General features: G+C 46.1%; 23 protein-coding genes. 1 reads left to right on the plus strand and 22 read right to left on the minus strand.

Annotation, left to right across the window (positions count from 1 at the left end):
• Positions 1 to 42: 42 nt before the first annotated feature.
• The 17 genes from rpiB to A6749_RS11425 form a co-directional block, all read right to left on the minus strand.
• Positions 43 to 489 carry a ribose 5-phosphate isomerase B gene (gene rpiB, locus A6749_RS11345; protein ID WP_066389527.1) on the minus strand — a complete coding sequence of 149 codons (447 nt, stop codon included), beginning with the start codon at positions 487 to 489 and terminating at the stop codon, positions 43 to 45.
• 108 nt (positions 490 to 597) lie between these two features.
• The gene (locus tag A6749_RS11350; RefSeq protein ID WP_066389529.1) at positions 598 to 1,041 is read right to left on the minus strand and encodes a low molecular weight protein arginine phosphatase; all 444 of its coding nucleotides are present in this window, start codon (positions 1,039 to 1,041) and stop codon (positions 598 to 600) included.
• Between the two features lie 205 nt (positions 1,042 to 1,246).
• A complete protein-coding gene (locus A6749_RS11355; protein WP_066389531.1) occupies positions 1,247 to 1,807 on the minus strand; it encodes a manganese efflux pump MntP in 561 nt (186 codons plus the stop codon).
• 152 nt (positions 1,808 to 1,959) lie between these two features.
• Positions 1,960 to 3,009 carry an L-threonylcarbamoyladenylate synthase gene (locus tag A6749_RS11360; RefSeq protein WP_066389532.1) on the minus strand — a complete coding sequence of 350 codons (1,050 nt, stop codon included), beginning with the start codon at positions 3,007 to 3,009 and terminating at the stop codon, positions 1,960 to 1,962.
• Between the two features lie 187 nt (positions 3,010 to 3,196).
• Positions 3,197 to 3,643, minus strand: coding sequence for a GNAT family N-acetyltransferase (locus A6749_RS11365; RefSeq protein ID WP_066389533.1), 447 nt, complete (start codon positions 3,641 to 3,643; stop codon positions 3,197 to 3,199).
• Positions 3,644 to 3,914: 271 nt separating this feature from the next.
• Positions 3,915 to 4,877, minus strand: a complete 963-nt coding sequence (spoIIR, locus tag A6749_RS11370) for a stage II sporulation protein R (protein WP_180321125.1) — start codon at positions 4,875 to 4,877, stop codon at positions 3,915 to 3,917.
• A gap of 113 nt (positions 4,878 to 4,990) precedes the next feature.
• Positions 4,991 to 5,899 (minus strand): peptide chain release factor N(5)-glutamine methyltransferase, encoded by a 909-nt coding sequence (gene prmC / locus A6749_RS11375; RefSeq protein ID WP_066389536.1) that lies wholly within the window; start codon positions 5,897 to 5,899, stop codon positions 4,991 to 4,993.
• Complete coding sequence (gene prfA, locus A6749_RS11380) at positions 5,892 to 6,965, minus strand: peptide chain release factor 1 (RefSeq protein WP_066389544.1); 1,074 nt, start codon at positions 6,963 to 6,965, stop codon at positions 5,892 to 5,894. The genes prmC and prfA overlap by 8 nt, the downstream gene beginning before the upstream one ends.
• Positions 6,966 to 7,147: 182 nt before the next feature.
• Positions 7,148 to 7,663 (minus strand): hypothetical protein, encoded by a 516-nt coding sequence (locus A6749_RS11385; RefSeq protein WP_066389545.1) that lies wholly within the window; start codon positions 7,661 to 7,663, stop codon positions 7,148 to 7,150.
• 191 nt (positions 7,664 to 7,854) lie between these two features.
• The gene (locus A6749_RS11390; RefSeq protein ID WP_066389547.1) at positions 7,855 to 8,463 is read right to left on the minus strand and encodes a thymidine kinase; all 609 of its coding nucleotides are present in this window, start codon (positions 8,461 to 8,463) and stop codon (positions 7,855 to 7,857) included.
• 321 nt (positions 8,464 to 8,784) lie between these two features.
• On the minus strand, positions 8,785 to 8,991 hold the full coding sequence (rpmE, locus tag A6749_RS27640) for a 50S ribosomal protein L31 (RefSeq protein WP_084797811.1): 207 nt from the start codon (positions 8,989 to 8,991) through the stop codon (positions 8,785 to 8,787).
• Between the two features lie 194 nt (positions 8,992 to 9,185).
• Entirely contained in the window at positions 9,186 to 10,451 is a 1,266-nt protein-coding gene (rho, locus tag A6749_RS11400) for a transcription termination factor Rho (protein ID WP_066389552.1), read from the minus strand.
• A gap of 484 nt (positions 10,452 to 10,935) precedes the next feature.
• Positions 10,936 to 11,895 (minus strand): class II fructose-bisphosphatase, encoded by a 960-nt coding sequence (gene glpX, locus A6749_RS11405; protein WP_066400931.1) that lies wholly within the window; start codon positions 11,893 to 11,895, stop codon positions 10,936 to 10,938.
• 112 nt (positions 11,896 to 12,007) lie between these two features.
• Entirely contained in the window at positions 12,008 to 13,294 is a 1,287-nt protein-coding gene (locus tag A6749_RS11410) for a UDP-N-acetylglucosamine 1-carboxyvinyltransferase (protein WP_066389554.1), read from the minus strand.
• A 214-nt stretch (positions 13,295 to 13,508) separates the two neighbouring features.
• Positions 13,509 to 14,159, minus strand: coding sequence for a fructose-6-phosphate aldolase (gene fsa, locus A6749_RS11415; protein ID WP_066389556.1), 651 nt, complete (start codon positions 14,157 to 14,159; stop codon positions 13,509 to 13,511).
• A 137-nt stretch (positions 14,160 to 14,296) separates the two neighbouring features.
• Positions 14,297 to 15,154 carry a class II fructose-bisphosphate aldolase gene (locus tag A6749_RS11420; RefSeq protein WP_066389558.1) on the minus strand — a complete coding sequence of 286 codons (858 nt, stop codon included), beginning with the start codon at positions 15,152 to 15,154 and terminating at the stop codon, positions 14,297 to 14,299.
• 216 nt (positions 15,155 to 15,370) lie between these two features.
• Complete coding sequence (locus A6749_RS11425; RefSeq protein WP_066389559.1) at positions 15,371 to 15,742, minus strand: response regulator; 372 nt, start codon at positions 15,740 to 15,742, stop codon at positions 15,371 to 15,373.
• 261 nt (positions 15,743 to 16,003) lie between these two features.
• Here A6749_RS11425 and A6749_RS11430 point away from each other — a divergent pair, with 261 nt between their 5' ends.
• On the plus strand, positions 16,004 to 16,528 hold the full coding sequence (locus A6749_RS11430) for a DUF2529 domain-containing protein (protein ID WP_066389564.1): 525 nt from the start codon (positions 16,004 to 16,006) through the stop codon (positions 16,526 to 16,528).
• Between the two features lie 218 nt (positions 16,529 to 16,746).
• Here the strand turns inward: A6749_RS11430 and A6749_RS11435 are convergent, their stop codons facing one another.
• From A6749_RS11435 to A6749_RS11450, 5 genes are all read right to left on the minus strand, one after another.
• Positions 16,747 to 18,342: a CTP synthase gene (locus tag A6749_RS11435; RefSeq protein WP_066389566.1), complete on the minus strand. Its 1,596-nt coding sequence runs from the start codon at positions 18,340 to 18,342 to the stop codon at positions 16,747 to 16,749.
• Between the two features lie 289 nt (positions 18,343 to 18,631).
• Positions 18,632 to 19,201 (minus strand): DNA-directed RNA polymerase subunit delta, encoded by a 570-nt coding sequence (gene rpoE / locus A6749_RS11440; protein ID WP_066389568.1) that lies wholly within the window; start codon positions 19,199 to 19,201, stop codon positions 18,632 to 18,634.
• Between the two features lie 122 nt (positions 19,202 to 19,323).
• Positions 19,324 to 19,497 (minus strand): hypothetical protein, encoded by a 174-nt coding sequence (locus A6749_RS28400; protein ID WP_161487141.1) that lies wholly within the window; start codon positions 19,495 to 19,497, stop codon positions 19,324 to 19,326.
• Between the two features lie 144 nt (positions 19,498 to 19,641).
• Positions 19,642 to 22,893, minus strand: a complete 3,252-nt coding sequence (gene icmF / locus A6749_RS11445) for a fused isobutyryl-CoA mutase/GTPase IcmF (RefSeq protein ID WP_066389574.1) — start codon at positions 22,891 to 22,893, stop codon at positions 19,642 to 19,644.
• Positions 22,890 to 23,537, minus strand: a complete 648-nt coding sequence (locus A6749_RS11450; protein ID WP_066389580.1) for a TetR/AcrR family transcriptional regulator — start codon at positions 23,535 to 23,537, stop codon at positions 22,890 to 22,892. Before A6749_RS11450 ends, icmF begins: the two co-directional genes overlap by 4 nt.
• Positions 23,538 to 23,749 lie beyond the last annotated feature (212 nt).

Genomic DNA, 23,749 nt, shown 5'->3' on the forward strand with positions numbered 1-23,749 from the left:
GGAACCCCCACTCATTTACCTACAACAAGATTAGCTCCGCTCTTACAGATGCTTGTCCTCATACTCGGTAATTTTTCCAACGCGGTTGGCATGGCGGCCGCCTTCGAATTCGCCGGTGAGCCATACAGCCGCAATGTCCCGGGCCAGGCCGGGGCCAACCACGCGCTCACCCATGGCCAGAATGTTGCTGTCATTATGGGACCGAGTTGCCTTTGCGCTGAACGTATCGTGACAAAGGGCACAGCGAATTCCCTTTACTTTGTTGGCTGCAATCGACATGCCAATGCCTGTGCCGCAAATTAAAATGCCGCGGTCAAATTCGCCGCTCGCCACCTTCTCCGCAACCGGCAGCGCGTAATCCGGATAATCGACCGATGTTTCACAGTCACAGCCAAAATCAACGTATTCAATCTTCAATTCATCAAGCAAATTGGCGATTTCCTTGCGAATATGGATACCGCCATGGTCAGATGCAAGTGCTACTCTCATGTCCATTTCCTCCTGGATTGTAATCTGTCTTAATTTTGACATACTGCCTGAAAAATATAAAGTATTCAGACCAAAATAAAAGGCCCTCCATTTTTAAAATGGAGAGCGTTACTCGTTTATTTTTCCGATGACCTTATCAATAAGCTGCTGCAGTTCCCGGAAGGTCTCCTCGTATTCCATCACGCTGCCGCCAAAAGGGTCGATTACATCCAGATCAAATGCCCCGCTGCCGCTAAACTCCTTTAAGGTGAACACTTTTTCCACAGCCTGCGGGAAATGCTGCTGGATCACAGATTTATGGGATCCTGTCATCGTTAAGATCAGGTCAGCCCAATCCACCTCCGCTCCTGTTAGCGGCTGTGACCGATGGCTGCAGGAAATTTGGTTGTTCTCGAGCACCTGCTTGGCATGTTCGGATGCATCACTGCCGTTCGCCGCAAAAATCCCAGCGGACTTCACCTCGATGCCTTCAAGGGCTTTATTTTTCAAAATGGCCGCCGCCATCGGGCTCCTGCAAGTATTACCTGTACAAACAAATAAAATATGCCGCATATGCGCTTCCCCCTTTCCGTCTACTTGTTTATTTCATTTTACCACATTGTTTGTCTATTAAAAAAATGGTTCGAGTATTTGGGCAGGTGAAAATCATAGCCCCAAAACGATTCGAGCCATAGATTTTTAAGCGAAATCCATCCCAAATACCGATCCAAGCTCTCGGCCTCAAATCGAAATCCACTCCAAGCTCTCGGTTCAAAACCTACCCAAAAAACGTGCCCAGCAGCTTGATTCCAAACGCCAGCAGGATTGCCCCGCCCAGCGCCTCGCTGTACGTTCCGAGCCAGCCCCTGACCTTTCTCCCCAACAATAGGCCGGCCCAGGTTTGCACGGTTGCTACAATACCAAAACAAATAATAACCAATACCGTTTTAGCCCCGTATATTCCCAATGTCAGCCCGACCGAGAAGCTGTCGAGACTGACGCTTAATGCGAACAGTAATAGGCCGAAGCCAACCGGAGTAATGACACTCTCGGCTTCTTTTTTCAGGCTTGACCAAATCATTTGCGCTCCTAGGAGGATTAACAGCAGGCCCCCAATCCACGAAGCGAGGGTCCCGAATTTTTCCGATAATAATTTGCCGGCTAAAATTCCGGCCAGCGGCATGATGACATGAAAGATGCCAATCAAGATGCCGATTTCAAAGATTTTTCGCAGCCGCAATTTATACATTCCCATGCCCAGTCCAACCGAGAAGGCATCCATTCCAAGTGCAGCTGCCATGATTAGAAGTGTTAAGAGTTCACCGACTATTTCTGTCATTCTTTCCCGCCCCCTTGGACTAACTAATTCAACTTATGCACGTCCCAGGGGATTTAGAAGCCATTTTGGGAAATCTGGAGCTATACCAGAGATTTCCCCAAACAAAAAGCACCCGAACCTCCTTTTAAAAAGAGGATCCGGTGCTTATCTGGTTATTCGGAAATAATCTTATTCCCCGCCGCCTTTTGCAGGCGGTTCATGATCGCGAGCCCCACTCCTGAGGTCGGGAACATTTCGCTAAAAATAACATCCACATCAACTTGATTAAACTTCCTTAATGTATCATAGAGCGCAGCCGCAACCGTCTCCAGCTCCGCACGCCGGCCGCAAGCCAATACAACATCTGCAGCAAACTCAGTACTATGCTCCTCCGTCGTCAACACCCCTACCCGCAAACCTTCCTGCCGCTTTTCATCTACCAAACGCTGCAAAAATTCTCTGGTGCCTGACACCAAATAAAGCGGCGCATTGGGGGCATAGTGGCGGTACTTCATTCCGGGCGCTTTCGGGCGGGCGTCCCCTTCCGTATTTGTTAATGCCGGGTCCACCCGAACTTCGCCGACGACTTCTTCCAGCTGTTCTTTCGTGACTCCGCCTGGTCTTAAGATGACCGGAATTTCCTCGGTGCAGTCAACCACCGTTGACTCTACACCCACTCCAGTCGGTCCTGCGTCGAGAACACCGGCGATTTTCCCGTTCAAATCATCCACAACATGATCGGCCGTTGTCGGACTCGGTTTACCGGAGCTGTTGGCGCTCGGTGCGGCAATCGGCAGCCCGCACTCTCGGAACAACGCTAATGCCACCGGATGGTCCGGCATTCTCACGGCGACAGTGCTAAGACCCGCCGTCGCCTTTTCCGACAGTACGCCTTCTTTCTTATTAAAAATAATCGTCAGCGGTCCCGGCCAGAACGCGTCGATTAAGTTTTTAGCTTTTTCCGGAACCTCTTTTACAAATCGGTCCAGCTGCACTTTGTCAGCAATGTGGATAATTAACGGATTATCCGCCGGCCGCCCTTTCGCGGCAAATATTTTCGTTACCGCCTCATCATTCTCGGCATTCCCGCCAAGCCCATAAACTGTCTCCGTCGGCAGAGCCACCACTTCATTTTCCCGTAAAAAATGTGCTGCATCCACAATATGTGGATTACTTTCTAATTTATCCACACACTTATCCACTTTCCAAACATTTGTGTTCATAAGTTATCCACCTTCATATTCTTTCAGGCCTTTATCGAATTTTGGCGAATTCAGGCGCTTTGACACATATTTTTCACATAATACGTTTGAAAGTATAAAAGAAGGTGGGCATAAATACAAGCTTTATCCACAATTTGTGCATAAGTTATCAGAAAAAGTGGATAACTTTGGCGATATATCCACAAAGTTATAAGGAAAGTTTTAAAAACAACGAGTTATCCACATTTAGAATATGTCGAATATGCTCGGAATTAAAAAAATTGCCCGGCAGCTCGCTGCGTTCGACCTGCTTAAAGCCCATCAGTTCAAAAAACGGTACCGTCACCGCTTTATTGGTGGCTAAAAATAAACTCTCCATGCCCTTTTCTTTCGCAAACTTCACCATTTGGTCAAACAGGACGAAAATTTCCCTTTCGGCTTGTCCCGGCGAAACGACTAATGACCGTAGCAGCCCAGCCCCTTGAAATACTTCCATTCCAAGTGTACCCTTTATTTCGCTGTTCCCATCCTCCAAAATTAGAAACGAGCCAATCGTTTCAGCCGTTAGTCCATCCGTCCCAAGATTAGCCCTCTCCAAAAATTCCTTCAATGGGACCAAATCCTCTATATTCGCCTTCCGAATCAAAGCCTGCATCCTTTTCCACCTCATTTTTTTAAATTCTATTCTATGAATATGGAAAAATAGGAGAAATAGAACATTGATTCTACTAAATTTTTTAAATAAGAGGATTCCTATGATGTCTTGCGCCGGGAGATGGGTGTTTACCCGTCGACTTTGTTGGATTACCCGCCTAAAATCGAACTTTACCCGTCTATTTTCCCAATTTACCCGTCGAAAAATAAGTTTTATCCGTCCACAAAAATAAAAGAAGAACCACCCCCGAATTCAGGACTGGTTCCTTGTCTTAGTTAAACAGTTTCTCCCACAGTTCGACTACGAAAAATTTCACTTTGATCGGCTGCTCATCTTCTTTTGTGTACACTGGTGTGGTGTCCACAAGTTTTTTAGAATCTGCTTCCGATTGTTCAACTGATCCTTTATTAGAATCTGCTTCTGGCTTTTCAACAGGTACTTCTTTTTCGTATTTAGGTTCTGGTTTTACTACAGGAATTGTTTCTTTGGAGTTATCTACAGAAGATTCAGACTTATCCACAGATGTTTCAGATTTATCCACCGATTCTGTCTTATCCACAGTTTCCGTTTGTGGATGTTCCACTTCCGTTTCCTGTTTTTCCACAGCCGGTTTAGATTCAGCTGCCGGCTGCTCTGGAGTTTCCGCTGTCTCTTCGACAACGTGCTCAGTCACAGCACCGTCTTCCGGTATCGCCGCTGCTGCGCTTTCTTCAAAACCATCACTCGTTACGGCAACCCCATTTGAAAAATCAAGAAAGCATAACGGCGGGTACAGCACGCACCACCAGTTGGCACCTTCACCCTTACCCAAGGTAATTAAGATGGCTTGATACTTTCCGGCTGGATATAAAAATTGACCATATAGTTTAGTTGGAAACTGCACTTTGCGGAATTCTACTTTTACTGATTGATCCGATCCTTGTTCCTGAACTGTTTTTTCAGCAATGGCTTGAATTTCCGGGAGCTTGGATTGGATGACCTCTCTCGCTTTTTCCATAGAGGTCAGATCCTTGACCCACAGCTCGACCTTGGCATTGACGGCATCGCGCACTTTCCGTTTGATCTGCTGGTCCTCTTCAAAGTCACTGTTGGCGAGAATCCTGAGGCGAATCGCTTCCCCTGGAATGACAATCGATTCCTTCGCGACCGCTTCGTTTTTTGGCATATATAAATTTAGCATCGTAGCTAACGATAAAACAAATAAATATCCCCAAACTAATAATTTACTTCTCATTTCTGGCACCATCCCTTCGCTATCTTCATTGTGGTCAAAATGCCAGAATCTTAAACTATTAAATTGAAAAAAATCTATTAAAACAAGTTTTTAAAAATAAAGGCCTCGGAGCCCTACTCTCCGAAGCCGATTTCCGCAAATACCATCCGGTCCTTGCCGTTAATATCATTAACAACCTCAATTTTTGCACCTGGAAAAGTCTCTTGCAAGAGCCCTGCAACCGACTCGCCCTGCCCAGCGCCAATTTCGAAGCAGACAAGCGCTTTGGGTGCGAGCACCTGCGGCAGCTCGTCCATAAAGCGGCGGTAAAAATCAAGCCCATCCTCACCAGCAAACAACGCACGATGCGGCTCATGCTCTGTCACCACCTCTGACATCCATTCCTGATCCCTTACAGGAATATACGGCGGATTCGACATCACCACATCCAACCGCTCACCACGCTTAATAAACGGCCGTAGCAAATCCCCCTCAATAAACTCTACATCCGCCCCCAGCCGGGCAGCATTCTCACGCGCCACATCCAATGATTCAGGAGAAATATCAGTGCCTGACACCATAAAAACACAGGATTCCACCCCACGTGGACAGTCGGTTTCGAGTTTCATGGTGATGGCGATGGCGCCTGAGCCGGTGCCGATGTCGGCGAGTTTGATTTCGGATTTCCGGTCGCTGCCGTTGCTCCCAAGCAGGCGCTGGATTCGTTGCAGTGTACCGTAAACAAGCTCTTCTGTTTCCGGTCTCGGGATCAGCACCTTAGAGTTCACCAGGAAGGTCCGGCCGTAAAATTCTTCCGAGCCGATGATGTACTGTACCGGAACACCGAATGCATGCTCGTGAACCGCTTCTTGAAACCTTAACCAGACTTCATCCGTCAAGTCATCCCTCATCCCAGCAAACAGCTGTGTCCGCGACATCCCGCTCACATGCCGCAGCAGCAGCTCCCCAGCATTGTCATCCCGGCCCGCCTCCGATAAAAAAGAAGAAGCCCATTTGAGAGCTTCGAATACCTTTTTACTCATTTGAGGCGTTTTCCAATCGCTGCGCTTGGTCCTCAAGGATTAGCGCTTCAATCACTTCCTCCAGCTTGCCCTCAATGATTTGATCAAGCTTTTGGATCGTTAAGCCGATGCGGTGGTCGGTCACGCGGTTTTGCGGGTAGTTATATGTGCGAATCCGCTCAGATCGGTCACCGGTACCAACAGCTGATTTACGCACTTGGTCATATTCCGCCTGTGCTTCCTGCTGGAATTTATCGTAGATACGCGCACGTAAGATTTTCATCGCTTTATCCTTATTTTTATGCTGGGAACGTTCGTCCTGACTTGTTGCGACGATACCTGTCGGGATATGCGTTAAACGGACGGCCGACATCGTTGTGTTAACGCTCTGTCCGCCAGCGCCGCTGGATGCAAACGTATCAAAACGAATATCCTTATCGTTAATCTCGATATCAAATTCTTCTACTTCCGGCAGGCAGGCAACCGTTGCGGTAGAAGTATGAATCCGTCCGCCAGATTCTGTTTCCGGCACACGCTGTACACGGTGGGCGCCATTTTCAAATTTAAGTTTCGAATAAGCACCTTGCCCGGTTATCATAAAGCTGATTTCTTTAAAGCCGCCAAGTCCAGTTTCGTTGGCATCCATAACCTCTGTCTTCCAGCCTTGTGATTCCGCATAACGGCTGTACATGCGGTAAAGCGTTCCCGCAAACAATGCCGCCTCTTCCCCGCCGGCCGCGCCGCGAATTTCTATGATGACGTTTTTGTCATCGTTCGGGTCTTTTGGAATCAACAAGATTTTCAAGCGCTCTTCTAATTGCTCAATTTGTTCTTCCAGCTCGTTTACTTCTTCTTTTACCATTTCGCGCATGTCGGCATCCAGCTTCTCATCAAGCATCGCCTTTGCGTCTTGCAGCTGGGACTTCGCTTCTTTATACTGGCGGTAAGCTTGCACCGTTTCTTGGATATCGGCTTGCTCTTTTGAATACTCGCGCAGTTTTTTTGAATCATTTATAATTTCGGGATCACTCAACAGCTCATTCAATCTATCGTAGCGATCTTCCACTGATTGCAGACGATCAAACACAGTCCATTCACCTCTATTTTTTCTATAACATGTTTATAAAAAAAGCAAAATGCTTTGTTCTTTTTTTAGTCCATAACATTCTAATTATAGTATAGGTAAAAACGAAGGTCAAAAACATTTTCTGTTGGGAAATTTTTTCGCAGGGGAAAATTGAAAAAAACATGCCCTGAAATCAGAGCATGCTATCTTCGGTCCTCTTTCACCCGTACTTCGATATTGTATCGTGGCAGGGCTGTGATTAACTTTTTGTGTAGACGGGCCTCGGCATCAATTTTTCCACGGTCGGAAAACATCCCTTTCTTAAAAACGGAAACCCACATCCGGTCGCCGTTAATCCAAACAGAATCGGTGACAAACTCATTCGTTGCGGCCACGACCTCTTTTGCCTTATTTATATCATCGGCTTGGTTGCCGGCACCTGTTTCACTGCCGCTTCCCGTTCTGTTTAGTTCAAGGAAGTTCGGGTTTTGGTTGGTAATATCATTCTCCACCATATGCTGCTCGCCCTTGTCGCGGTCCGCCAAATAATCCGACGTATCCTCAGCATTATTCGCGATGTTTTTGTTGGACATATAATTCGGAGCACTTTTGTCCCTGCGCAAATCATAAGCGGTATCATCCGCATTTTGTTTACCATTTTGGCACCCAGCTGCAAACATTAGCAGCATAATAAACGTGGGAAACATCCATTTTTTCATGTAGTACACCTCCCATTACCATTTATCATGCCCTAGTGCAATGGGGAACTGAACAAGTGAATTGTTTCCAAAGGATACAAAAAAACCGCCCAAAGACGCAAACCTTAGGCAGCTTTCCTTAAAATGGATATTGGTGTCAGGCACCTAATGACAAAAAATAACAGAACCCTATACAAAACCTATAAAAACACCTATACTTCTTCCACCGCTGCTTGGTAAGCGGCTGTTTTTGGTACTTCGTGGTGGTGGCGGCAGCGTGGTTCGTATTTTTCGGAGGCGCCGACTAGTATGACGGGATCGTGGTATGATGCCGGGCGGCCGTCGATTAGGCGCTGTGTGCGGCTTGCCGGCGATCCGCAAACGGAGCAGACTGCCTGCAGCTTTGTAACGGATTCAGCGATGGCCATTAGCATTGGCATTGAGCCGAACGGTTCGCCGCGGAAGTCTTGATCGAGCCCAGCGGTAATTACCCGATGGCCCTGATCGGCGAGCTGCTGTACGACGCGGAGAATGCCCTCATCAAAAAACTGAACCTCGTCAATCGCAATCACATCCATATCGGCTTCCACATGGTGCAAAATTTCGATGGAATGGGAAATTGGTTTCGCTTGAAAAGAAGATCCATTATGGGATACTACAGATTGGTCGCTGTAGCGATTATCAATTTTCGGTTTAAACACTACGATTTTTTGTTTGGCAAATTGAGCGCGGCGCACACGGCGGATCAATTCCTCTGATTTTCCAGAAAACATACTGCCACAGATAACCTCTACCCATCCGCTTTGCTTCATTACATACATAAACGGTGTCTCCTTCCTCTTACGAACCCTTTTAACTAAGTATCTATACGACTTTTTTTAAAAATCCAGCCGCAAAAACGGTGGATGCCATTGCAAACGCAAACGACCCTTCCACCGGTATTTAATCTATATATGTCATGCCCCAGCGGCTTATAAAACTCACGAATCATCCGCTGTTGCTATTATCCTGTCTAAATTAAAGCCGCCTTTAGGCCTAGTGCCTGCACAAGGCTTTTTGCCCCCAAAAAGGCAATCTCATTTTTATCATAACCAATAAAAAACAGGCAAGTCGGATTTCTTCTTGCCTGTTCCTCGCAAAAATTATTGTTGCTTAAGGCCAAATCTCTTGTTGAAACGGTCAACACGTCCGCCAGCTTCAGCGAATTTTTGACGACCTGTATAGAATGGATGGCATTCTGAGCAAGTTTCAACGCGGATTTCGTTTTTAACAGAGCCGCTTTCGAAAGTGTTGCCGCAAGCACAAGTCACCATTACTTTTTTATAATTAGGATGAATTCCTGCTTTCATTCTTTTCATCTCCTTCCGCCCTGAATCATTCGAAACAGAGTTATAAATCAAAGTGCTTGTCTGAAACAGGCACTTGAAGTTACTAAAAACACACTGTACACATTATAACAACGCATGCTTACTTTTGCAAGCTGGGATTTTTAGGAACGATACAATTTTTTTAAAAGCCGCGAGGGCTCTTAAACCCCAAAAACCTACGATCTGCGTGCTTTTAATTCCACGTCTAGTTGTTCGAAAAACTCGTGGTTTGACTTGGTATGCCTTAATTTTTTCAGGAAGCGCTCGGCAAAGTCTGGTGAATCTGACATGGATTTACGGATTGCCCATAATTTATCAAGGTGGTCCTTCGGAATGAGCAATTCTTCCTTACGCGTCCCGGAGCGGCGGATATCAAGCGCCGGGAAGATACGACGTTCGGCAAGCGAACGGTCAAGGTGCAGCTCCATATTGCCTGTCCCTTTAAATTCCTCGTAAATGACATCGTCCATACGTGATCCAGTATCGACCAAAGCCGTTGCTAAAATCGTCAAGCTGCCGCCCTCTTCAATATTTCGGGCAGCCCCAAAGAAACGCTTTGGACGGTGGAATGCCGCCGGGTCAATACCACCGGAAAGTGTCCGGCCGCTTGGCGGAATGACAAGGTTGTAAGCGCGCGCCAAACGAGTGATACTATCCATCAGAATCACGACGTCGCGTTTATGCTCGACAAGACGCATCGCGCGGTCAAGAACAAGTTCCGCCACTTTAATATGGTTTTCCGGCACCTCGTCAAACGTTGAGCTGACAACATCGCCGGCAACTGAACGCTCGATATCAGTTACCTCTTCTGGACGTTCGTCAATTAATAAAACAATCAGTTCCACATCAGGATGATTGGTCGTAATACTGTTTGCAATTTCCTTTAACAGCATTGTTTTACCAGCCTTTGGCGGCGCAACAATCAGACCGCGCTGGCCAAAACCGACTGGCGCCACTAGGTCCATAATTCGTGTGGATAAATGTTTTTGCGTTGTTTCCAGCTTCATCATTCTATTTGGATATAGCGGTGTTAACGCTGGGAAATAGACACGTTCCTTAGCGGACTCCGGATCCTCGCCGTTTACCGCTTCCACATGCAGCAAGCCGAAATAACGTTCATTTTCCTTCGGCGGGCGTACCTTACCGGATACCTTATCTCCGTTTCTTAAATCGAAGCGGCGGATTTGTGAGGCGGATATGTAAATATCCTCTGAGCTTGGCGAATAGTTAATTGGGCGTAAGAAACCAAAACCTTCAGACTGGATAATTTCTAGAACGCCTTCCATGAAAAAATAACCCTGCTGTTCAGCACGAGATTTTAAAATGGCAAAAATTAATTCCTTTTTCGTTAATTTGCTGTAATAGGTTACTTTATACTCGCGAGCCAGCTCGTAAAGCTCCTTCAGCTTCATATTTTCTAAAATTGATATTGTTAAGTCCATTTGTACACCACTCTTTTAAATTTTTCCGTCCGAGCCGCTTGTGAGAGCGGGAGATGGTTTTTTCGAATAATTAATTATAGAGGATAATAAATAGAAGTTGAATATGAAATGAATAGAATAGCAGAAAAAATGCATAATATAAAAACAATTTCTATTTTACCCTCTCAGCTGAAAATTAATCAACTACATTTTATGGCAAATCAGAAACCCTGAACGCAGTCTATATAGGATTCGTCGGAAATTTTCTATCTGGAAGGAATTCCCCTAGGAGATTTCGGAGTTTTTCTCTTTCTAGTTATTTTGGTGTCAGGCACCAAGAAAAGCGTAAGCGCCTTGGTCAGCCCCGACAAGCATAAGACGAGCCGGCCGAAAGGTTGCTTTTTAACCTTTTGGACGGATTGGCTTATGACTCGAGGGGCTAGGCGCTGGAGCTGGACATGTGAATTTTTCACATGGTGCCTGACACCTTGTAACATTTATTAACTTATAGCACAAATTTTGGTTTTTTCTTTAAGCTATGGCGTCCTTCGATGAAGCGGACGGTTCCGGATTTGGCACGCATGACGATGGAATGTGTGGTAGCGTGGGATCCTTTGAATTGTACGCCGCGCAATAGTTCGCCGTCGGTGACACCAGATGCTGCGAAAATGGCGTCGTCGCCTTTTACAAGGTCTTCCATGCGCAATACTTTATTGATGTCTAAGCCCATCTTCTTGCAGCGTTCAACTTCAGCATCATCCTGCGGCAGAAGTTTCCCCATGATTTCACCGCCAAGACATTTCAATGCAACGGCAGAAAGAACACCCTCTGGTGCGCCGCCTGAACCGAATAAAATATCAACACCCGTGTTATCAAAAGCAGTATTGATTGCTCCAGCTACGTCACCGTCATTGATTAATTTAATCCTTGCACCAGCTTCACGAATCTGTGCAATGATATGCTCGTGGCGCGGACGGTTCAATACTGTAGCAACAACGTCTTCGATATCTTTATTTTTCGCTTTGGCAACGGCCTTAAGGTTGTCAATGACCGGTGCATCGATATCAATTAAGCCGACCGCTTCAGGTCCGACAGCGATTTTTTCCATATACATATCTGGTGCATGCAAGAGATTCCCATGGTCGGCAATGGCTAGAACCGCTAAGGCATTCCAGCCGCCTGATGCCACAATATTAGTTCCTTCAAGCGGGTCTACAGCAACGTCAACGCGTGGACCATAGCCTGTCCCAAGTTTTTCGCCGATGTAGAGCATTGGTGCCTCATCCATTTCACCCTCACCAATGACGACAGTTCCTTTCATTGGCACAGTGTCAAACACATTCCGCATCGCCGTTGTTGCTGCATCGTCAGCCTCGTCCTTTTTCCCGCGTCCCATCCAACGTGCGGATGCAAGTGCCGCCCCTTCTGTTACGCGAACAAGCTCCATCGTTAAACTTCTTTCCATTGCTACTTCCATCTCCCATTTTTTCTCTTTTTGATAACAAAGAGGTTGTTAAACGTGCTATACTAAAAAGTCAGTTTACTAAGGACCTTTAAAACGGCCCCTATCCACTATACTAAATATTCTTCATATGTTCCAGTTCCTCTTGGGTCAGCGCTTCACGCCAGACCGTGGCACCGAGGCCGTTTAGCTTTTCGACAAGATCGCTGTAGCCGCGGTCGATATGCTCAAGTCCGGTCACTTCGGTAACCCCCTCGGCCATGAGACCGGCAATGAACAGCGATGCCCCAGCCCTTAGGTCGCTTGCCTTAACTTTAGCCCCCTGCAGCTGAATCGGACCATTAATGATTGCCGAACGCCCTTCCACCTTGATATTGGCATTCATTCTCCGCAATTCATCAATATGCTTAAATCGGGCACCATAAATGGTATCGGTTACAACACTCGATCCAGCGGCCCGCGTTAACAGCGTCGTGAACGGCTGCTGCAAATCAGTTGGAAATCCTGGATACACCAGTGTTTTAATGTCTACCGCTTTTAACTCTGGCGCGGTTTTGACAAAAATTTGATCATCACCGGATTCTACGTGAACTCCCATTTCACGCAGCTTCGCAATCACTGATTCCAAATGGTGTGGGATCACATTATCAATCAGTACCCCTTCGCCCATCGCCGCACCTAGAATCAGATAAGTGCCGGCTTCAATCCGGTCAGGGATAATGGTATGACGGCAGCCATTCAAACGGTCAACTCCGTCAATGCGGATGACATCCGTTCCAGCCCCTTTAATTTTTGCACCCATATTCGTCAGCAATGTGGCCACATCAATAATTTCCGGCTCCTTCGCGGCATTTTCAATAATCGTCCGACCTTTAGCGCGTACAGCGGCCAGCATAATATTGATGGTAGCGCCGACGCTGACAACATCGAGATAAATCCGGGCGCCGCGAAGCTCATCCGCCCTAAGATAGATTGCGCCCTGCTCGTTCGTCACTTGAGCGCCAAGTGCTTCGAAGCCTTTAATATGCTGGTCAATCGGCCGTGGTCCTAAATGGCAGCCGCCCGGCAGACCAATAACCGCCTTTTTAAAACGGCCAAGCATTGCACCCATAAGATAATAGGAGGCACGCAGCTTCTTGACCTTGCCATTTGGCAGCGGCATGGAAATCATCGTCTGTGGGTCAACCGTCATTTCGTCCTCGTTAATATTTACCTTTCCGCCAATCTCCTCGAGGAGATCCTTCAAGATTTCAACGTCAGAAATATGCGGCAGCCCTTCAATCGTTACTGGTGATTCAGCTAAAATAGTGGCAGGAATAAGCGCGACAGCACTGTTTTTGGCACCGCTGACCCGCACTGTCCCCTTTAATGGATATCCGCCCGCAATTTTAAGTTTTTCCATTTTCGACTCCCTTCTAAGCCCTATGTAAAAACATGAAAGTGAACCGGCTTGGCCCGAGGGTAATCCCGAGCCTGGCACGAGCTATTAGGTATATTTTTCCAATCATCATAACTAAAATCCGACAGTTTGTCTAACTTATAGTTTACACGAAAAAATAATTTTCATGTATGTGATTTAAAAAAATTTACACGAAAATGGAAAAAATTTGTGAAATCTAGGCTTCTGTCCGTGAATTCCAGTCTTTTAAGAACGCTTCAATCCCTTTATCTGTCAATGGATGCTTCGTTAAGCCCATTAATACTTTGTAAGGAATCGTCGCGATATGAGCACCGCGTAACGCCGCTTCTGTTACATGCAATGGGTGGCGGATAGATGCCGCGATGATTTCTGTTTCAATTCCGTGGATGGCAAAAATTTCAGAGATGGTGGAGATTAAGTCTAAGCCGTTTTGGCCAATATCATCTAGTCTGCCAAGGAATGGCGATACGTAAGTTGCTCCGGCTCTTGCCGCTAGCAATGCTTGGTTGGCGTTAAAAATAAGGGTGACGTTCGTTTTGATGCCTTCTTTTGAAAAAGCATGAACCGCTTTTAAGCCGTCCGGCGTCATTGGAACTTTAACGGTGATATTTGGAGCGATGGCTGCAAGCTCTCTGCCTTCTTTAATCATACCTTCAGCATCAAGTGCAATGACCTCGGCGCTGACAGAGCCAGTAACTAGGCTGGTAATTTCTTTTAACCGTTCATGGAAAGAAACACCTTTTTCCTTTGCCACAAGTGTTGGGTTTGTTGTTACCCCCGCTAACAATCCAAGGTCATGCGCTTCACGAATTTCATCTAGATTCGCTGTATCGATAAAAAATTTCATCCTAATCCCTCCAGTTTTGCAATTGAATTTCATGTCTTTGAACAGACGGAAACCGCCCTTTGATTGTGGGCGGTTCACTTATTATCATGTGTCCAGCTCAAGCGGACAGCCGGTGCCTGACACCAAATCAGTCAAAATTACGCTTTTTGGGATGAACCGAATTCGCGCATTTTGCCGATAACTGTTTCTTTAATCGTTTCGCGAGCTGGTCCTAAGTATTTACGTGGATCGTATACCTTTGGGTCTGCAGCTAATACTTCGCGGACCGTTTTAGTGGACGCAATTTGGTTTTCAGTGTTAACATTGATTTTCGCTGTACCAAGAGAAATCGATCTTTGGATATCCTTTGTTGGAATTCCAGTGCCGCCGTGAAGAACTAATGGCAGACCAGTTGTGTTGCCAATTTCTTCCATCTCTTTGAAACCAAGATTTGGTTCGCCTTTGTAAGGGCCGTGAACAGAACCGAGTGCTGGCGCAAGGCAGTCAATACCAGTGCGTTTAACCAATTCTTCACACTCTTTTGGATCTGCATAAATTACGCCGTCCGCAACCACATCGTCCTCTTGGCCGCCAACTGTTCCTAGTTCAGCTTCTACAGATACACCTTTGGAATGAGCGTATTCTACTACTTTAGAAGTGATTTCTACGTTCTCATCAAATGAATGATGAGAAGCATCAATCATAACAGATGTGAAGCCGGCATCAACCGCTTCTTTACATTTTTCAAAGCTTGAGCCGTGGTCAAGGTGGATCGCTACCGGTACGGTAATTTTATAGTCTTCCATTAGTCCTTCAACCATTTTAACAACTGTTTTGAAGCCGCCGATATAACGTGCCGCACCTTCAGATACCCCAAGAATAACAGGTGATTTCTCGGTCTCTGCCGCTTGCAGAATCGCCTGAGTATATTCCAGGTTGTTAATATTAAACTGGCCAACAGCGTAATGTTCCGCTTTTGCTTTATTCAGCATGTCTGTCATTGAAACTAAAGGCATATCGATTCCTCCTTAAATTAAGTCGATGGCTTTTCCCTCGATAGAAGTCATTCATCATAAATAGTTTCCCTCTATTTCGGCAAATATGTATGTGAAAAGACCATCCACAATTTAAAATTCATATGTAATCATATCAAATAGAATCTAGAAATACCATTAATTCAAGCGCGTTTTTTAAACTATCAAAATGTAAGCGGACCCATTGGTAAATCTAGCCTAATTCGCTTTTTGGGGGATATGCTTCCTCACTGCTGCCCGGATATCATCGATGTCAAATGGCTTGGCAAAATGGGTGATGGCACCGAGGTCCTTCGCTTCCTGTATCATATCCAGCTCACCATAAGCGGTCATAATGATAACGCGAATGTCTGGGTCAATGACCTTCATTCGTTTCAAAATTTCAATCCCGTCCATACCTGGTATTTTCATGTCTAAGAGGACCAAATCCGGTGCGTGCTTGGTTACAATATCAAGTGCCTGCACCCCGTTTGCCGCCTGAAACGTCTTATATCCTTCTTTTTGAAACACCTCATTCAGCAATATCCGAATACCAAATTGATCGTCCACGATTAAAATTTTCTCTTTCATTCTTCCACCTCTTCCCAATTTACTAATTTATAAATCCCCTTTTATCCTTTGTTATAATTCTACCCCAGCCGCAAAAAATCCTTCTAATATGTGTTATATTGTGGAAATTTACTGAAAGCGGTGTCAGCAGAGCTGCAACCTCCACAGCTTAAGGTGGTAAATTTCTTTTGTTTATCTTAGACTTATTTTACTAAATACGTTTTTGTGACGCTCCTTTTCCTAAAAAGGTTATAATGAACTCGCAATGTAAGGAGGATTATGATGTTAAAAATGTTTACTACCCAGCTTACTGGTTTATTTAAAAAAATTGCCGACAATGAGGAATTTTCCTTTGAGGACGGGGCGCGTCTGCTTGCCCAGGCTGCTGCCGGCGACGGTTCGATTTATCTCTTTGGTGTCGGCGAAATGAAAGCTGTTGAATTTGAAGCATTAGAAGGAGCAGAGCCGCTTCAATCAGCAAAAGTGCTGGATTTGACCGCCGTTTCGGAGCTTACCGACGCCGACCGGGTGGTGCTGTTTGCTAGAAGCTCTACGGACGAAGACGCTTTGCAGGCAGCCCAGATGCTTCAGGAAAAAAATATCCCTTTTGTCGCGGTATCGACAATAATGTCTGAGGGCGGCCTATCGGAAATGGCCGACGTCCATATTGAATTAGGGCTGAAAAAAGGCCTGATTCCTGATGACTTTGGCGGGCGAATCGGCTACCCATCCTCGATGGCCGGCTTGTTTGCGTATTATGGCCTAAAATTCACCATAGATGAAATTTTGGCGGAGTACGAGATTTGATCATAAGTGTAGAAACGACCTTAAATATGTGGGGTCGTTTTTGTTTTGGCTATTTATTTGGGGATTTTGGCCATTTTTTTATTGGTTTTGGTCATTTTCCTGAGCTTTTTGGCTATTTTTCTACCCCATTTGGCTAAATAGACATTTCCTGGAAACCAAACACAACAAAAAGCCAGCTCCCCAAAAGAGAACCGGCCAAAATCAAAATCCACCAATATTTATTTTTCAATTGTCGCTTTAACAAATTCACGGAAAAGCGGCTGTGGACGCTGTGGTCTTGAGACGAATTCCGGATGGAACTGGGATGCCACGAACCATGGGTGATCCTTCAGCTCAATAATTTCCACTAAACGGCCGTCTGGGCTTGTCCCTGAGAACACAAAGCCTGCTTCTTCCATTTCTTGACGGTAATGATTATTAAATTCATAACGATGGCGGTGGCGCTCGTAAACCACTTTTTCACTGTAAGCGGCAAACGCCTTCGTGCCCTCTGCTAAGCGGCAAGGGTAAAGACCTAAGCGCAATGTTCCGCCTAAATCCTCTACATCCTTTTGCTCAGGCAGCAAATCGATCATTGGGTGCTTTGTATCCGGCACAAATTCAGATGAATGAGCATCAGCATAGCCAAGCACGTTGCGGGCATACTCAATCGTTGCCAGCTGCATGCCTAAGCAGATGCCAAGGAACGGCTTCTTATTTTCACGAGCATAGCGAGTTGCTTCAATTTTCCCTTCCACACCACGGTCACCGAATCCGCCTGGAACTAGGACGCCATCAACATCATCCAGCAGTTCAGCCACATTTTCACGAGTCACACAATCAGCGTTAATCCATTTTACTTCCACATCGGTATCAAATGCATAACCGGCATGCTTTAGTGCCTCTACAACAGAAATATAGGCATCCTGAAGCTCAACATACTTTCCGACAAGACCGATACGCGTTTTGCCTGACAAGTTTAACACCTTGTCGACCAATTTCTTCCACTCCGTCATATCCGGATCTTGGGTCACTAATTTCAAATGATCGCAAACGATCTGGTCCATATGCTGTTCCTGCAATGCAAGCGGGATAGAATAAAGCGTATCGGCATCCTGACATTCGATTACCGCTTTATTATCGATATCACAGAACAAAGCAATTTTATCCTTCATATCCTGGGAAATTGGCATCTCGGTACGAACCACAATAATATTTGGCTGAATGCCAAGGCTGCGCAGTTCTTTTACACTATGCTGAGTCGGCTTCGTCTTCATTTCACCGGCAGCTTTGATATAAGGAACAAGCGTACAGTGAATGTACATCACATTGTCACGGCCAATATCGCTCTTGATTTGACGGATTGCCTCTAAGAACGGCAGTGACTCGATATCGCCCACGGTTCCGCCGATTTCCGTAATGACTACATCGGCATTTGTTTCTTTGCCTGCACGGAAAACACGGTCTTTAATTTCGTTGGTAATATGCGGGATTACCTGAACAGTTCCGCCTAAATAATCGCCGCGGCGCTCTTTACGAAGTACTGTAGAATAGATTTTCCCAGTTGTAACGTTGCTATATTTGTTTAAATTAATGTCGATAAAGCGCTCATAGTGTCCTAAATCCAAATCAGTTTCAGCGCCGTCATCCGTCACGAACACTTCACCGTGCTGGTACGGGCTCATGGTTCCTGGGTCGACGTTAATGTACGGGTCAAATTTTTGAATCGTTACGTTCAAGCCGCGGTTTTTCAATAGTCTTCCTAAAGATGCAGCGGTAATCCCTTTTCCAAGCGAGGACACCACTCCGCCTGTTACAAAAATATACTTTGTCATAAAAAATTCCCCCTTAGGTTACAGTTTGTGCATTATTTAGAATGTTAAAGGGCTTTTTTGAAAAATTATTCTCAAAATGAAAAAAGCACAAGCACCCTTGCCAGGCGCTGGAGCTTGAAAATGAAAAAACCCCATTACGAGGGAGTTTTTTTCAATAAAAAAGCGCTCCACTTCACATATCGTAAGGGAGCGCATATTTGTAAATACGAATTGTCCTTTTTAAGGAGCCCAAACAAGATATTACAAGGTGGCGAAATAAAAGTCAAGCCTAAAAAAGTCCAACCTGATATTACAGGTCTTCCTCTTCTTCCTCTTCATCAAGTTCTTCCTCTTCGAGTTCAAGCTCTTCATCAAGCTCTTCCTCTTCGTCGATGTCGAATTCTTCGTCATCCTCTAATACTTCGTCCTCATCATCGAATTCATCGACTTCATCAATATCTTCGAATTCTTCCTCGTCATCGAGAAGATCATCCTCTTCGAAATCATCAACATCATCGAAATCCTCATCGAGTTCATCGTATACGTCAAGATCATCCTCATCGACAACCTTCTTCGCCTTTTTCTTCTTCGGCTTCACGACAGTAACGACTTCCTCCTCCTGGGTATCAACAGGATACCAGACACGAAGCCCCCAGCGGTTCTCGCCTAATGAAAGAAACCGGCCGTCAATATTGATGTCTGTATAAAATTGTGCCAGACGAGACCGCATTTCTTCTTGGGAAATATCGGCAGCTGCAGAAATTTCTTTAACTAAATCCTGAAACGAAATTGGCTGCTTGCTGTTTTTTAAATATTCAAACGCCATTTCAATGAGGGATAACTCTAGTAACTCCTCTTTTGAGTATTGTGCTAGACTCAAGGTAAGGCACTTCCTTTCTCTATTAAACACGGCAATAGTTATGGTTGATCCAAATGCATATTCTCCATTATAAACAAATTCCCCCTGTTTATGCTAGTTCCAACAGAGGTTTCCTGAAAAAATTACTCGCCGTCCCGTTCCTTTTGTTCACGAAACTTTTTATATTCCTTGATCGAGACGATAAGAAAGAAGATAGCCAAGAGCAAAAAGGAGATGGCCCCTAGCTGCAGTTCATACAAATAATATAATGGCCAGGCAAATATAAGTAAAATAATGATCATATAACTCAACTTCATAAGGGGAACACCTGCCCATACTCTCAAGATGTTTGTTTTACTTATATGTGATTTTAACATAAAAATACAATGGCATAAAATCGCCATTGTATTTTTATTTAAGTCATTGTTGGTTTGCGCTAGAGGCGCTTCGCTTTTCACGATTTACATATTGCGTCGGTATTGTCCGCCGACCTCGTAAAGCGCTCTTGAAATTTGGCCGAGGCTTGCGACCTTGACAGTTTCCATCAGCTCGGCAAAAATATTGCCGCCGCTGACTGCAGATTCCTTCAGACGCTTTAAGGCAGCCACCGTTTTGTCAGCATGCTCTTCCTGGAAGGCGCGCAAATTATGAATTTGCAGTTCCTTCTCTTCCTTCGTTGCCCGTGCCAGCTCCATATTATCGACTTCTTCCGCAGAAGGCGGATTCGGATTCAAATACGTGTTAACTCCAATAATTGGCAGCTCACCGGTATGCTTTTTCATTTCATAATACATTGACTCATCTTGGATTTTCCCACGCTGGTACTGCGTTTCCATCGCCCCAAGAACACCGCCGCGGTCATTTAAGCGGTCAAACTCCTGCAGTACTGCCTCTTCCACAAGGTCGGTCAGCTCTTCAACAATAAACGAGCCCTGCAGCGGATTTTCGTTTTTCGTTAATCCGTGCTCTTTCGTAATAATCATCTGAATCGCCATCGCCCGGCGGACTGATTCCTCGGTCGGCGTCGTAATTGCCTCGTCATAAGCATTCGTATGCAGCGAGTTACAGTTATCATGAAGTGCCATCAAGGCCTGCAAGGTCGTCCTGATATCGTTAAAATCAATTTCCTGGGCGTGCAGCGAGCGTCCTGATGTCTGCACATGATACTTCAGCTTCTGGCTCCGCTCGTTAGCACCATACTTATCACGCATAACGGTAGCCCAAATGCGCCGGGCCACGCGGCCGATGACGGTATACTCCGGATCCAAGCCATTTGAGAAAAAGAACGACAGGTTCGGTGCAAAATCATCAATGTTCATGCCACGGCTTAAATAGTACTCCACATACGTGAAGCCGTTTGCCAGCGTGAAGGCAAGCTGCGAAATCGGGTTCGCCCCCGCTTCAGCAATATGGTAGCCGGAAATCGACACCGAATAATAGTTACGTACCTGATGATCAATGAAATACTGCTGGATATCGCCCATCATCCTTAGCGCAAATTCCGTTGAAAAAATGCACGTGTTCTGGCCTTGGTCTTCTTTTAAAATATCAGCCTGCACGGTGCCGCGGACAGTTTTTAGCGTATACGCCTTCACTTCAGCAAATTCTTCCACCGTTAACATACGGCCAAGCTCGGCTTCCTTCCGTTTCACCTGCTGGTCAATCGCCGTATTCATGAACATCGCCAAAATAATCGGCGCCGGTCCGTTGATTGTCATCGAAACCGATGTGGAAGGATGGCATAAGTCAAAGCCGTCATACAGCTTTTTCATATCGTCCAACGTACAAATGCTGACACCGCTCTCGCCTACTTTGCCGTAAATATCCGGGCGGTAATCCGGATCCTCACCATACAATGTCACCGAATCAAACGCCGTACTTAAGCGCTTTGCCGGGTCATCCTTCGATAAATAATGGAAGCGTCGGTTGGTCCTTTCTGGTGTCCCTTCGCCAGCAAACTGGCGTTTCGGGTCCTCGCCCTCGCGCTTGAATGGGAAAACCCCTGCGGTGAATGGGAACGAGCCCGGCACGTTTTCGCGGTATACCCAGCGCAGAATTTCGCCGTAATCTTTATATTTTGGTAACACCACTTTGGGAATATCAAGGCCAGACAGACTTTTCGTTGTTAACACAGTGATAATCTCTTTATCACGGATTCTCGTGACAAATTTGTCGCCGCTGTAGGCCGCCTTTGTCTGAGCCCAGCCGTCGAGAATCTTTTTCGATTCAGGTGTCAGCTTGGATTCGGTTTCAGCCTTCACCACTTCCAACGCAGCCACAACTTCCGGCTGGTCTTTCACGGCTTCCATTGCTCCTTCCAGCTGGAACAGCTTTCGAGCAAGGTTCGCCTGCTCCTCCGCTTTCTTATGGTAGCCGCGGACAGTATCGGAAATCTCTCGCAAATAATATCGTCGATCCGTTGGTATAATGACATTTTGCTTTTCCACAACAGCGCTTTTACTATATGTTGTCACCCAACCTGTTGCTGCTTTGTCATTGATTTTCTCAACTAAAGCGGCAAACAAGGCGTTTGTACCCGGGTCATTGAATTGACTGGCAATCGTGCCATAAACCGGCATTTCCGATAGGTCCTTTTCAAACAGCATATGGCTGCGCTGGTACTGCTTTTGCACCTGGCGCTTCGCATCTTCAGAGCCCTTGCGCTCAAATTTATTGATCACAATCAGGTCAGCAAAGTCAATCATATCGATTTTTTCCAGCTGTGACGGCGCTCCGAACTCGCTCGTCATCACATACATCGACACATCGCAAACCTCTGTAATCCCAGCATCCCCTTGACCGATGCCGCTCGTTTCGACAATCACAAGGTCAAATCCGGCCGCCTTCGTTACCGCCACCGCGTCCTTAATCGCCAGCGACAACTCGCTCCGTGCGGCCCGTGTCGCCAGGCTGCGCATATAAACATTCGGTGAAAAAATTGCATTCATCCGAATTCGGTCGCCGAGAAGCGCCCCGCCGGTCTTTTGCTTTGTCGGGTCAACGGAAAGAATCGCTACCTTTTTATCCGGGAACTCGTTAATAAAACGGCGGATCAACTCGTCAGTCAGCGAGCTTTTTCCGGCGCCGCCCGTACCGGTAATTCCGACCACCGGAATCTCCTTCTCGAGCTGCTTAACTTTTTCCAGCACCTGCTCGGCCGCTGCCGCCGCTTCGCTTTTTTGATCAACATGAAGCTCGGCTAAGGTAATCAGCTTGGCAATCGCATTAACGTCGCCTGCCGGCAGCTTTTCAATATGCTCGGCCACATCGCCGCTGACGGTTGAAAAATCGCAATCCACAATCATTTGGTCAATCATGCCCTGCAGCCCTAATTCGCGGCCGTCATCCGGTGAAAAAATCCGCGCGATGCCGTAGTCATGCAGTTCTTTGATTTCTTTCGGGATGATGACCCCGCCGCCGCCGCCGTATATGCGGATATGCGGCGCCCCTTTTTCCTTCAACAGATCATACATATATTTAAAATATTCCACGTGCCCGCCTTGATAAGAGGAAATTGCAATTCCCTGAACATCCTCTTGAATCGCGGCGCCCACGACCTCCTCAACCGAGCGGTTATGGCCGAGGTGAATAACCTCCGCCCCGCTCGCTTGAAGAATGCGCCGCATAATATTGATCGAGGCGTCATGCCCGTCGAAAAGACTCGATGCCGTTACAAAGCGGATATGGTGTTTAGGCTGATATTTCTTACTCATCCTGCTCCCCCTTTTTGTGGTTGATACTGGCTTAAGCCTGCCAGTAAAAGTTCCGTTTGTAGTTCAATATATTCGTCAAGCGTATATAATTTCCGTAATGCCCAGCGGCGGAAGCCCCACATTTGCCCCTGCACAAAAATATTGTGAGCGAGCATTTGGATTTGTTTTTCCGTTAAAACCAATTCCCCGTTCTCTACACATTTACGCAGCAAGGTTTCAAACATGCCGACCATTTCCATTTCCTTCTTTAACACATATGGCAGGGCATCCTTCGTTAGTGATTTCACTTCCTGATACATGACGAGGACCTCTGCCTGCATTTCATCCATGACTTGGAAAAAATTCGCCACGCCGAGCTTCAGGCTTTCCAATGTGCCCTGTTTCAGCTCAAGGTCTTGCTGCAGCCGTTCGCTGACATGGTCGTAAATGCTGTCACAAACAAGATAGAGAACATCCTCTTTGGTGCGGATATACTCATACAACGTCCCGATGCTGAAGCCCGCCGCCTTCGCAATCTCCCTTGTTGTCGTCCGGTGAAACCCCTTCTCTTTAAAAAGCTGTACGGCCCCTTTGATCATTTGGTCGCGTCTTTTTTGAACCAGACGTTCATCCTTGACCGAAGCCAGTACCTCACGTTTATTCATTTCTCTAACCGCCTTTGTTCAAATTAGGCGAGCACTAATACCGCCTTTCTATTATTAAAAATGGTAAGCACCCGGGCAGTTTGTCAAGTGTTTTTTGAATTTTCCGCCGTGTCTTTGGTTAAAAGAAACCCGAACAATTGTAATAAAGCAATGTATTCGGAACTTTTCCTGCCCCCGCATTATTGTCTCGGAACCTTTTGTGATCCGGTGAT

The organism is Neobacillus mesonae (genome assembly GCF_001636315.1).
GTDB classification, from domain to species: Bacteria; Bacillota; Bacilli; order Bacillales; family Cytobacillaceae; genus Neobacillus; species Neobacillus mesonae.

Bases quoted from the DNA above. Each gene is read 5' to 3' on its own strand.
- A6749_RS11390 (WP_066389547.1), bottom strand. From the start codon at position 8,463: ATGTATGTAATGAAGCAAAGCGGATGGGTAGAGGTTATCTGTGGCAGT.
- A6749_RS11365 (WP_066389533.1), bottom strand. From the start codon at position 3,643: ATGCAGGCTTTGATTCGGAAGGCGAATATAGAGGATTTGGTCCCATTG.
- A6749_RS11430 (WP_066389564.1), top strand. From the start codon at position 16,004: ATGTTAAAAATGTTTACTACCCAGCTTACTGGTTTATTTAAAAAAATT.
- A6749_RS11425 (WP_066389559.1), bottom strand. From the start codon at position 15,742: ATGAAAGAGAAAATTTTAATCGTGGACGATCAATTTGGTATTCGGATA.
- A6749_RS28400 (WP_161487141.1), bottom strand. From the start codon at position 19,497: ATGAAGTTGAGTTATATGATCATTATTTTACTTATATTTGCCTGGCCA.
- A6749_RS11385 (WP_066389545.1), bottom strand. From the start codon at position 7,663: ATGAAAAAATGGATGTTTCCCACGTTTATTATGCTGCTAATGTTTGCA.
- A6749_RS11435 (WP_066389566.1), bottom strand. From the start codon at position 18,342: ATGACAAAGTATATTTTTGTAACAGGCGGAGTGGTGTCCTCGCTTGGA.
- A6749_RS11355 (WP_066389531.1), bottom strand. From the start codon at position 1,807: ATGACAGAAATAGTCGGTGAACTCTTAACACTTCTAATCATGGCAGCT.
- icmF (WP_066389574.1), bottom strand. From the start codon at position 22,893: ATGAGTAAGAAATATCAGCCTAAACACCATATCCGCTTTGTAACGGCA.
- A6749_RS11360 (WP_066389532.1), bottom strand. From the start codon at position 3,009: ATGAACACAAATGTTTGGAAAGTGGATAAGTGTGTGGATAAATTAGAA.
- spoIIR (WP_180321125.1), bottom strand. From the start codon at position 4,877: ATGAGAAGTAAATTATTAGTTTGGGGATATTTATTTGTTTTATCGTTA.
- rpmE (WP_084797811.1), bottom strand. From the start codon at position 8,991: ATGAAAGCAGGAATTCATCCTAATTATAAAAAAGTAATGGTGACTTGT.
- A6749_RS11410 (WP_066389554.1), bottom strand. From the start codon at position 13,294: ATGGAAAAACTTAAAATTGCGGGCGGATATCCATTAAAGGGGACAGTG.
- A6749_RS11420 (WP_066389558.1), bottom strand. From the start codon at position 15,154: ATGCCTTTAGTTTCAATGACAGACATGCTGAATAAAGCAAAAGCGGAA.
- rho (WP_066389552.1), bottom strand. From the start codon at position 10,451: ATGGACTTAACAATATCAATTTTAGAAAATATGAAGCTGAAGGAGCTT.
- glpX (WP_066400931.1), bottom strand. From the start codon at position 11,895: ATGGAAAGAAGTTTAACGATGGAGCTTGTTCGCGTAACAGAAGGGGCG.
- A6749_RS11350 (WP_066389529.1), bottom strand. From the start codon at position 1,041: ATGCGGCATATTTTATTTGTTTGTACAGGTAATACTTGCAGGAGCCCG.
- A6749_RS11450 (WP_066389580.1), bottom strand. From the start codon at position 23,537: ATGAATAAACGTGAGGTACTGGCTTCGGTCAAGGATGAACGTCTGGTT.
- rpiB (WP_066389527.1), bottom strand. From the start codon at position 489: ATGAGAGTAGCACTTGCATCTGACCATGGCGGTATCCATATTCGCAAG.
- fsa (WP_066389556.1), bottom strand. From the start codon at position 14,159: ATGAAATTTTTTATCGATACAGCGAATCTAGATGAAATTCGTGAAGCG.
- prmC (WP_066389536.1), bottom strand. From the start codon at position 5,899: ATGAGTAAAAAGGTATTCGAAGCTCTCAAATGGGCTTCTTCTTTTTTA.